Genomic DNA, 6878 nt, shown 5'->3' on the forward strand with positions numbered 1-6878 from the left:
CTCATGTACATCATCACCAAGGGCGTGCCGGTCACGCCCGATGTGCCCGATGCCTTCACCTTCATCGGGCAGGGCTATATCGGCTTCGTGCCGTTTCCGGTGGTCATCCTGCTGGCGATGACCGTGATCTTCTCCATCGTCATGCGTCAGACGCGTTTCGGCCGCCACGTCTACGCGACGGGCGGCAACGAAGTCGCCGCGCGGCTCTCGGGCGTGCGCACGGCGCGCGTCAAATTCACGGTGTACATGCTGTCGGGATTCATCGCGTCGATGGCGGGCGTGATCGCGTTCTCGCGCTTCGTGTCGGCCGAACCCGCTTCGGGTTTCGGCGCGGAGCTGGACGTGATTGCGGCGGCGGCGATCGGTGGCGCGAGTCTGTCGGGTGGCGCGGGTAGCGTGGAGGGCGCGATCATCGGCGCGGCGCTCGCGGGCATCATCACCAACGGCGTGGTGTTGCTGAACATCGATACCTATGCGCAGCAGGCGATTACCGGCTGCGTGATCCTGATCGCGGTGAGCATCGACATCTGGCGCGTGCGCCGCAAGGGTCGCTGAAGCAGGGAAGGTCGAAAACAATCACAGGAGACGAAGCATGAAACCCACGCCACGAATCGTCGCGAGCGCGCTGCTCGCATGGTCCGCCGTCTGCGCCGGCATCGCGCACGCGAAGGACGCGAAAGACATCTCGGTCGCCGTGATACCCAAGGTCGCGGTGCCGTTTTTCGACGACTGCAACAAGGGCGCCCAGACCGCCGCCGACAAGGCCGGCGTCAAGTATCAATGGGTCGTGCCGCAGAACACGCAAGGTTCGACGCAAGTGCAGATCATCGAAGACCTGATTTCGCGCCATGTCGACGGCATCGCGATCTCGGTGAACGAGCCGAAGTCGGTCGAAAGCGTGATGAAGCGCGCGGAGCAGAGCGGCGTGAAAGTGCTGACCTACGACTCAGATTCGCCCAATAGCGGCCGCTCGATGTACATCGGCACGAACAACGTGCAGGCCGGAGAGACGATGGCCGACACGATGGGCCGTGCGTTGAACGGCAAGGGCGAAGTCGCGATCGTCACCGGCCAGCTCGGTGCGGTGAATCTGAATGAGCGCATCGCGGGCATCAAGCGCAGCCTCGCGAAGTACCCGGGCATCCGGATCGTCGAGACGCAGGGCACGGACGACGACCTCGCGCGCGGCGTGTCCGTCGTCGAGACGACCTTGCGCGCGCATCCGAACCTCAGCGGCATCTTCGGCGTGAGTCAGGTTGGCGGCCCGGCGGTGGCGAAGGTGCTCAACACGAAGGAATTCGGCGCGATGAAGGGCAAGCTCGAAGTACTGGCGTTCGACGACTTGCCCGATACGCTCAAAGGCCTGAAGGAAGGCTATATACAGGGGATCATGGTTCAGCGCCCCGTCACGATGGGCTCGCTCGCGGTTCAGCATCTCGTCGCGCAGATTCAGGGCACGGAGGCGCAGTCGAAGGACATCGACACCGGCGTGACCGTCGTGACGAAGGACAACATGGGCAGCTACACGAAATGACGCCCTTTCTCGAGATGCGCGATATCTCGAAGACGTTTCCCGGCGTGAAGGCGCTCGATGGCGTCAGTCTCGACATCCATCGCGGCGAAGTGCTCGCGCTCGCCGGGGAGAACGGCGCGGGCAAGAGCACGCTGATGAAGGTCCTGACTGGCATCTACGCGCCCGATCCGGGCGGCACGATTCTCATCGAAGGGCGCGAAGTCGCGCTCGCCGACAGCAATCACGCACGCGCGCTCGGCGTGAACATCATTTATCAGGAACTCGCGGTGGTCGAGAACCTGACGGTCGGCGAGAACATCTTTCTGGCGAAGGAGCCGCGCACGCGATTCGGTTTCATCGATCGAGCGCGCATGCATGCGCAAGCGCGCGACGTGTTGCGCACGATCGACATGGACATCGATCCGGCTACGCGCGTGAGCGAGCTGAGCGTCGGCCAGCAGCAGATGATCGAAATTGCCAAGGCCCTCAGCGCGCAGTCGAAGGCGATCATCATGGACGAGCCCACCGCATCGCTGAGTCATCACGAAACGGGCGTGCTGCTCGGCCTCGTGAAGCGTCTGCGCGAGCGCGGCATCGCGGTCGTGTACATCTCGCATCGTCTCGAAGAGATCTTCGAGCTCGCGGATCGCGTGACGGTCTTGCGCGACGGCCGCACTGTGAGCACCGCGCCGATTGCGCAAGTGACGCGCGAAACGCTGGTGCGGCAGATGGTGGATCGCGAACTCAGCGAACTCTACGGCGAGCCGCAATCTCATGCGAGCGAGACGCCCGTGCTCGAAGTTCGCGGTCTGTCGCTCAAGCCGGTGAAGAAGGCGGAGGCGCGAATCCGCGATATCGGCTTCACGCTGCATCGCGGCGAGGTGCTGGGTATCGCGGGCCTCGTCGGTTCCGGGCGCACCGAGATCATGGAAATGATCTTCGGCATGCGCGCATCGACCGGATCGGTGTCGATCGACGGCGCGCCGGTCAGGATTCGCAATCCGCACGATGCGATTCGCGCGGGCATCGGCTTCGTCACCGAAGATCGCAAGGCGCAAGGCCTCGTGCTCGGCATGAGCGTGCGCGAGAACTTCAGCCTCACGCATCTGCGACGCTATTCGCCGTTTCAGTTCGTGCAGCACGCGCGCGAACGCGAAAGCTGCCAGCAATACGTGCGCATGCTCGGCATCAAGACGCCTGGTGTCGAGCAGAAAGTCGTGAACCTGAGCGGCGGCAATCAGCAGAAGATCGTCATCGCGAAATGGGTGGCGCGCAATCCGAAAGTCCTGATCGTCGATGAGCCGACGCGCGGCATCGATGTCGGCGCGAAGGCGGAAGTGCATGCGCTCATCGCGAGGCTCGCGGCGCAGGGCATCGGCGTGATCGTGATTTCATCGGATCTGCTCGAAGTGCTCGCGCTGAGCGACCGCATCCTGACCGTGCGCGAAGGTCGCATCAGCGGCGAGCTGAGCCGCGCCGAAGCATCGCAGGAAAAGGTGATGGCGCTCGCCACCGCCTGATCATCCACGAACGAATACGGACCAGTCATGACCATGATCGTCGTAGTGCACACCGGACCAGTGACCGTCGAGCCTTTGAAGGCGCAATTCGCGCAGCAGTTGCCGGATGCGCGCGTCGTCAATATCGTCGACGACAGCCTGCTCGCCGATGTGCGAGCCGCTGGCCGCCTGACGCCCGAAGTGACGGCGCGCCTTTTCAGCTATATGTCGAACGCCCAGGCGATGGGTGCGGACCTCATTCTCAACGCGTGCTCTTCTGTGGGCGAGGCGACGGACGTGCTGCGCGGCATGATTCGCACACCGATCATCAAGGTTGACGAATCAATGGCGGAGCAGGCGTGCGCGCTCGGCGCGCGTGTCGGCGTCGTGGCGACGGTGTCGACCACGCTCGAGCCCACCGCGCGTCTCATTCGCAGGAAGGCCGTGCAGCACGAACGCAAGGTGGACGTGACGGAATGCATCGCCGAGGGCGCGTTCGAAGCGCTACTGGCAGGCGACGGGGCGAAGCACGACGATATCCTCAGACGCGCGATCGTCGATCTTGCTGATCATGTCGATGTGATCGTGCTCGCGCAAGTATCGATGGCGCGGCTCGTGCCGACGCTCGACGCATTGCCGGTGCCGGTGCTGTCGAGCCCGCACAGCGGCGTGGCCGCGGTGAAACGCGCGCTCGCTCAGAGCGACACGAGGGCCGGCGCCGCGCTCGTCTGAGCCTTGCTGAGGAAACGCGCGATGAACGCGGGCGTGAGCACGATCTTGCGCTCGCGCATGTCGACGAGTCCTTCGGCCTTGAGATCGCTGAAATGCCGGTTCACCGACTCACGCGACGTGCCGATGAATTCCGCGAGCTTGTCCTGCGCGATCGGAAGGTCGATCAGGATGGCATCGCCCTGTTCGAGGTAATCGCAGGGCGCGCCGACCTGTCCCGCGAACATCACGAGAATGTTCGTGAGGCGCTTTCTCACGTCGTGCAGCGAGAGGTTTTCGATCAGTCGCTGCGCTTCCTGCCAGCGCAAATAGTGATTCCGTAGCACGAATTCGTTGATGACCTCGTAGCGCGCGAGCAGGTCCTTGAAGTCCCGTTTGCGGATATAGCAGACCATGCTGGGCGCGAGCGTCTGCGCGTGATGCGAATAGTTCGCCTGGTTGAGCACATCACCGTCGCCGAAGATCATGCCGGCCTTGACGAATGCGAGGGTGATTTCCTGCCCGTCTTCCGTGAGACGAAAATGCCTCACACTGCCGCTCTTGAGCAAATAGACGTGTTCGCTCGACTCATCCGGGCGATACACGATGGTGTTCTTGCGAAGTGTGCGATGGTCGCTGAAGGCGGGCATCACCTCATCGAGGCAATGACGTTGGATCAGAGAGAGTAGTTCGCTTTTGCCGACAAACCACATGTTCGTCTCCTTAAATTTGTCTTGCGATTCGGCTCTCTTATCAGCTATTCGTAATGAATGCGGCGGGCCTTGCGCCTAGGGACGTGGCCATTCTACACATCGACGCTCGCACATTCGTCCGACGGGTCCGCGCGACGCCTGATCGCGTCGCGCGGCTCGTCGATTTCAGAGACTCGAATTACTTGCCGATACCGAGCAGTTCGACTTCGAACGTGAGATCGCTGTTCGGCGGGATGGCGCCGACACCGCGATCGCCGTAAGCGGTCGCTGCCGGGCAGGTCAGCTTGGCCTTGCCGCCGACCTTCATCTTCTGCACGCCCTGGGTCCAGCACGGAATCACGCGGCCGAGCGGGAATGTCGCAGGTCCGCCGTGCTTCTCCGAGTTGTCGAACTCGGTGCCGTTCGCGAGCGTGCCGCGATAGTTGACGCGCACGATGTCGTCAGCGGTCGGTTGCGGGCCAGTGCCTTGCTTGAGATGCTCGACGACCACGCCTGACGGCAACTTGTCGATGTTGTTGGCGGCGAACGCGGCCGAGGCGATGGTCGATGCGGCGATGAGAGCGATGACTGATTTCATGCGATGTCCTGGTTGAATGACCTGCTGATTATATCGGGAGCTTTTCGTGGTCCCGACCGATCGCGCATCGGTACGTTTAGCGGATCAGTCGGAACAATTGACGTATTGGCACTATCTGGAGTACCTATGATGATCTGGCGCGAACGTGACTTCTTCATCGACAGGTCGGTTCAATTTTCCATTAGCAACATGTAGAAAAGCGCCGCGCGTGACTTCACCTTCCTCATCACGCTCAGGAGGCAATCATGTGCATTGGTTCCCGGTCAGGCCGCGCTCACTCGATCTATTGCATCTTGCCACCGCACATGCTTGTGGCGATCGCGAAGAACGGGTCCGCTCAGCAACGCTCGCTCGCCATCGATACCCTGTCGGCTGACCACACGTTCCGGCAGTTCCGCTCCGTGCAGGCCGCGACGCTCGTGCCCAAGCGCGCGGGGCAGATGCCCGCCGTCGCGCCCGTCGTGCACCGGACGATCTACACGGCGAAGAATACCGAAACGCTGCCGGGCACCATCGTGCGCGCCGAGGGCGCGAAGAAGACAAAGGATCCGTGCGTCGACGAAGCCTACGATGGCCTCGGCGACACGTTCGAGTTCTATCTCGAGGTGTTCCAACGCAATTCGATCGACGATGCCGGCATGCCGCTCATCGGCACCGTGCATTTCGGCGACAAGTACGACAACGCGTTCTGGAATTCGCAGCAGATGGTTTTCGGGGATGGCGACGGCGAACTCTTCAATCGATTCACCATCTCGCTCGATGTGATCGGTCATGAACTCACGCACGGCGTGACGGAGCACACGGCCGAACTCGCATATTCGGGTCAGGCGGGCGCGCTCAACGAATCCGTCTCCGATGTGTTCGGCTCGCTGATCAAGCAATACACGCTGAAGCAGACAGCCGATAAGGCCGACTGGCTCATCGGGGCGGGGCTGCTAGCGAAGGGCGTGAAGGGCGTCGCGCTGCGCTCCATGAAAGAGCCGGGCACGGCGTACGACGACCCCGTGCTCGGCAAGGATCCGCAGCCGGCGACCATGAGTGGCTATGTCCAGACGACGCAGGACAACGGCGGCGTTCACATCAATTCGGGCATTCCGAATCGCGCGTTCTGTCTTGCGGCGCTGGATATCGGCGGTAACGCGTGGGAGAAGGCGGGGCGGATCTGGTACGAGACGCTGAACGATTCGCACATCAAGGCGACGACGGGCTTCAAGAGTTTCGCGCGCCTCACCGTGTCGAACGCCAACCGGCTCTTCGGGACGAACAGCGCCGAATCGAAGGCGGTCACTCAGGCGTGGCATCAGGTCGGTGTCTTGTGATGCAGGCGGAATTGTTCATCGAAGGTGGGGTGGGGTACTTTCCTGGGCTCGCGCGGCCGATCGTTTTGCAAGCGGCGGACTTGTCGCCCGGCGAGAGCGCCGAGTTCGCCCGACTGATTTCGGCTGCGCGCGCGGAGGGCGGCGCCACCCGGCCGAGCGCCAGGAAGCCGATGCCGGATGCGCGGAGCTATCGGATCAGCATCGCCGGGGACGACGGCAAGCTCGAACTCAAGGCCGCCGATCCGGGCGTGCCGCCGGCGTTCGCCGCGCTGATGAATTTTCTCAAGCAGCATGGGCATCGGTGAGGGATGCGGGATCGCAAATGACCGCGGTAAATCTGACCCGATAAGATTTTTGAAAAAAGACGCTTGACGATACGAAAATCAGTCTGCATAATTCGCCTCCCGTTGAATGACGGCGCGCAAGAAAGCAAGCGAAAGCAGATAACTCGCGAAGCAGATTCTCAGCGCAATGCTCTTTAAAAACTAACAGCCGATAAGTGTGGGCGCTTGATAGCGAGTGCGGTTTCAGTCTTTCGGGGCTGAAGCA

At 62.2% G+C, this 6878-nt stretch carries 9 protein-coding genes; 6 read left to right on the forward strand and 3 right to left on the reverse strand.

Going from position 1 to position 6878, the window contains the following annotated elements:
- From AWB80_RS42365 to AWB80_RS42380, 4 genes are all read left to right on the forward strand, one after another.
- Positions 1-555 (forward strand): ABC transporter permease (locus AWB80_RS42365; protein WP_208635773.1); only part of this gene is annotated, 555 nt, incomplete at its 5' end.
- A gap of 37 nt (positions 556-592) precedes the next feature.
- Positions 593-1534, forward strand: coding sequence for a sugar-binding protein (locus AWB80_RS42370; RefSeq protein WP_061180557.1), 942 nt, complete (start codon positions 593-595; stop codon positions 1532-1534).
- The gene (locus AWB80_RS42375) at positions 1531-3033 is read left to right on the forward strand and encodes a sugar ABC transporter ATP-binding protein (RefSeq protein ID WP_061180558.1); all 1503 of its coding nucleotides are present in this window, start codon (positions 1531-1533) and stop codon (positions 3031-3033) included. Before AWB80_RS42370 ends, AWB80_RS42375 begins: the two co-directional genes overlap by 4 nt.
- Before the next feature lie 27 nt (positions 3034-3060).
- Positions 3061-3744, forward strand: coding sequence for an aspartate/glutamate racemase family protein (locus tag AWB80_RS42380; protein WP_061180559.1), 684 nt, complete (start codon positions 3061-3063; stop codon positions 3742-3744).
- Here AWB80_RS42380 and AWB80_RS42385 read toward each other — a convergent pair.
- Positions 3708-4433 carry a Crp/Fnr family transcriptional regulator gene (locus AWB80_RS42385; RefSeq protein ID WP_061180560.1) on the reverse strand — a complete coding sequence of 242 codons (726 nt, stop codon included), beginning with the start codon at positions 4431-4433 and terminating at the stop codon, positions 3708-3710. The genes AWB80_RS42380 and AWB80_RS42385 overlap by 37 nt on opposite strands.
- A gap of 178 nt (positions 4434-4611) precedes the next feature.
- Positions 4612-5010 (reverse strand): FKBP-type peptidyl-prolyl cis-trans isomerase, encoded by a 399-nt coding sequence (locus AWB80_RS42390; protein ID WP_061180561.1) that lies wholly within the window; start codon positions 5008-5010, stop codon positions 4612-4614.
- Positions 5011-5315: 305 nt separating this feature from the next.
- Here AWB80_RS42390 and AWB80_RS42395 point away from each other — a divergent pair, with 305 nt between their 5' ends.
- Positions 5316-6329 (forward strand): M4 family metallopeptidase, encoded by a 1014-nt coding sequence (locus tag AWB80_RS42395; RefSeq protein WP_244207066.1) that lies wholly within the window; start codon positions 5316-5318, stop codon positions 6327-6329.
- A complete protein-coding gene (locus AWB80_RS42400; protein ID WP_061180563.1) occupies positions 6329-6634 on the forward strand; it encodes a protealysin inhibitor emfourin in 306 nt (101 codons plus the stop codon). Before AWB80_RS42395 ends, AWB80_RS42400 begins: the two co-directional genes overlap by 1 nt.
- On the opposite strand, the gene AWB80_RS44740 is transcribed toward AWB80_RS42400, so the two are convergent.
- Positions 6612-6878: hypothetical protein (locus AWB80_RS44740; RefSeq protein WP_208635774.1), on the reverse strand; the 267-nt coding region annotated here is incomplete at its 5' end. The two genes, AWB80_RS42400 and AWB80_RS44740, sit on opposite strands and share 23 nt — an antisense overlap.

Source organism: Caballeronia pedi (assembly GCF_001544915.2).
Lineage (GTDB): Bacteria > Pseudomonadota > Gammaproteobacteria > Burkholderiales > Burkholderiaceae > Caballeronia > Caballeronia pedi.

Coding starts and splice junctions, on each gene's coding strand:
- AWB80_RS42380 (WP_061180559.1), top strand. CDS start 3,061: ATGACCATGATCGTCGTAGTGCACACCGGACCAGTGACCGTCGAGCCT.
- AWB80_RS42395 (WP_244207066.1), top strand. CDS start 5,316: ATGCTTGTGGCGATCGCGAAGAACGGGTCCGCTCAGCAACGCTCGCTC.
- AWB80_RS42385 (WP_061180560.1), bottom strand. CDS start 4,433: ATGTGGTTTGTCGGCAAAAGCGAACTACTCTCTCTGATCCAACGTCAT.
- AWB80_RS42400 (WP_061180563.1), top strand. CDS start 6,329: ATGCAGGCGGAATTGTTCATCGAAGGTGGGGTGGGGTACTTTCCTGGG.
- AWB80_RS42375 (WP_061180558.1), top strand. CDS start 1,531: ATGACGCCCTTTCTCGAGATGCGCGATATCTCGAAGACGTTTCCCGGC.
- AWB80_RS42390 (WP_061180561.1), bottom strand. CDS start 5,010: ATGAAATCAGTCATCGCTCTCATCGCCGCATCGACCATCGCCTCGGCC.
- AWB80_RS42370 (WP_061180557.1), top strand. CDS start 593: ATGAAACCCACGCCACGAATCGTCGCGAGCGCGCTGCTCGCATGGTCC.